Here is a 2,609-nt window from a genome sequence, read left to right as displayed (position 1 = left end):
TTTTGCTCACGCATCGCGATCCGCTGCTGCTGATTCTGATCGGGCTGATCCTGCTGTTGGTCATCATTCGTTTCATTCGCTATTTTTCAAAGCGGAGCTTGAACCGACCGGAAAAAGAACCCGCAGGCGGGTCTCTGCTATTGGATTCCGACACCAGAACCCGCATGGTGATGAAACTAATCAAAGACGGATGGAACGCACGAGAGATATCCAGAGAGCTCAATATTCCCCTCAAAGACGTGGAACGGATCATTGCCAAAAGCCGAGGCAGGGACATCGATGAAGAACTTTAAACGGTTGTATTACATGAGAATAAGAATTGGTCAAACCGCCGGTTTCACGCTCTTGATTTGTCTAATGGCGATGCCCCTGACCGCACAATTGCTTGCTCCCGATTCGGCTTTCAATCCCGTTGTCCGTTCCCGCGTCACATCCGGTTTTCTGATCGACAACGACAGCTATTACGATGTGGAACTTGGAGATATGCCTGCCGGATTGGATCATCCTTTCTCTGGCATAGGCAAGTTTGGAAATGCCGTGATCGATTTCTTCCGCATCGGAGAGCCGCGCCAACACATGCTTGATTATGCCTTTGCGGATACAATAATCGCTTTCAAAAGCAGGCTAAACGTCATCGCCGGCTATGATCATCGCATTGAAGAGGAAGATTCCTATGGCTTTTGGTACAAGGGCTTTCGCTTCAATTCAAAGCTTGGCGAAAGTTTCCGTTTGCGCGCCCTGTGGTGGAACGGCGGCTTTTATGGTGATCTTGACGCCGCTGCCGATGCTCCTCTCATCGATGGCTGGCACACCCACAAAAAAAACACGATCCAAATGGATAACCTAAACGCGGACATCAGTTTCCGCAATCGCTATCTCACCGCAGCATTAGGCAGAGGCAAATTTCGCGTGGGCGACAACATATCCGGCAGCATCATCCTCAACGACCACGCAAACGACTTTGGCTATCTTCTTTCAGAGGGCAAAATCGGTGCATTCACGCTTTCCTTCATGCACGGTTCCCTGATGGCGGATAGCACCCGAAACGTCAAACTCGCCGATGAAAGCTTTTCGGACAAATACATCGCCATCCATCAAATATCATACCGGCACAAGGACTTGTGGCAGATTTTCGGCGGCGAATCGATCATCTATGGCAATCGCAGTATCGATGTGAATTATCTCCTGCCTCATACTTTTTGGCGGGTGACGGAACACAATCAGGGCGACCGTGACAACGTAATGATCTATGCCGGAGCGACATACGATCCGCATAGAAACGCAAGGATCTATCTCACCGCAGCTTTGGACGAGCTGCGTTATGCTGAACTCTTTGGCAATTGGTGGGGCAATAAATGGGCGGTGCAAAGCGGTGTCGCGCTTGATCTTCCGGCTCTTTCTTTCACAGAAAATCTCCCCCCCCGTCTCACTTTGGAACTCACTGCCGTGCGTCCCTGGACCTACACTCATTACATGAATCACACAATGTATTCTCATGACGGACGTCCCTTGGGCTATCCCAAGGGTTCAAATCTGATGGACATCAGCCTGGAGGCAAACCTTCCCGTCGCTTCGTTTCTATATTTGGATAGCATCGTATCCTATACCAAACAAGGCTCTTACGGCTCGAGCTGGCAGCTCAATTACGGCGATTGGTTCAGTGGAGCGCAAATCGATAATGCTACCGCCGATTGGTTCGAAGGGGAAATCTCTCAAACCTGGCGTCTGATCAGCACAATCCGCTTTAGCGCCATGGCGCACAACGCTTTCATCATCGGTCACGATACTCGATGGGATCCAAGTCCGCGCCACCACATCGTTGCCGGCTGGCAGCTATCATATTGAAGGATGTGAATATGCCTATCATTGACCGCATGCTGTATCCCCGCAATCGGAAGCTCAAAGAAGCTGCTATTTTTTTAGTGCTCATCGGCGCCATCTTTGGCATCTGGCTCAATGCTCATGGTCAGCGCGCCTTGCAAAAACGCGTCATCATCCACAGCGTCGCCTTTGAAAACTATGGCTCGCAATTCATTGAGATCGGCTATGAGATTGAAAATAAAGGAAATAAAAACGAAGAAGTGCGCCTTCTGGCAAAGATCTATGACGCCCGTGGAGACGAAATCGCCAGCAGCATGTTCCTCACCACCGTGAATGCCAAATCTCGCCAACAAAAATCCAAGCTGATGGACAAACTTAACCGCAGCCTCAAACCCGGCGAAAAACCCTATCGCGCCACCCTTGAGATCTATACCAGAAAAGTGATCTGAACCTGCGTGTAGGATAGGCCTCACCCCTCCGCAGCATCGGCATGCTGCGCTACCTCCTTAGCATTACGGAGTCAATACGGACTTAGTCCGTAATGAGTCCGTATTGATTCCGTAATGCTAAGGGGGAAGATGTCCCGTCATAAAAAAGTTGACACCAAATCAACTTCTAAGGAGAAGAGAAAATGAAAGAAAAGAAGTCCGTAAATCGTTATAGCATGGCTTTTAAAATGCGTGTTATTGAGGATGTCGAAAACGGTCTGATTTGCGCCGAAGATGCGCGGAAACTGTATGGAATTGGCGGCAGAAACACAGTACATGAGTGGATAGCCCAGTATGGAA

3 protein-coding genes are annotated in these 2,609 nt (G+C 49.5%); all 3 read left to right on the top strand.

Annotation, left to right across the window (positions count from 1 at the left end; genetic code table 11):
- A partial coding sequence (locus Q8M98_05955) for a hypothetical protein (protein MDP3114307.1) occupies positions 1-293 on the top strand: 293 nt, incomplete at its 5' end.
- Positions 280-1,845, top strand: a complete 1,566-nt coding sequence (locus Q8M98_05950) for a hypothetical protein (GenBank protein ID MDP3114306.1) — start codon at positions 280-282, stop codon at positions 1,843-1,845. The genes Q8M98_05955 and Q8M98_05950, both read left to right, overlap by 14 nt.
- An 11-nt stretch (positions 1,846-1,856) precedes the next feature.
- Positions 1,857-2,270, top strand: coding sequence for a hypothetical protein (locus tag Q8M98_05945; protein MDP3114305.1), 414 nt, complete (start codon positions 1,857-1,859; stop codon positions 2,268-2,270).
- Positions 2,271-2,609: the final 339 nt, after the last annotated feature.

Source organism: Candidatus Cloacimonadaceae bacterium (assembly GCA_030693415.1).
Taxonomy (GTDB): domain Bacteria; phylum Cloacimonadota; class Cloacimonadia; order Cloacimonadales; family Cloacimonadaceae; genus JAUYAR01.
Note: the sequence above shows the minus strand (reverse complement) of the source record. Positions and strands in the feature narration are given on the sequence as shown.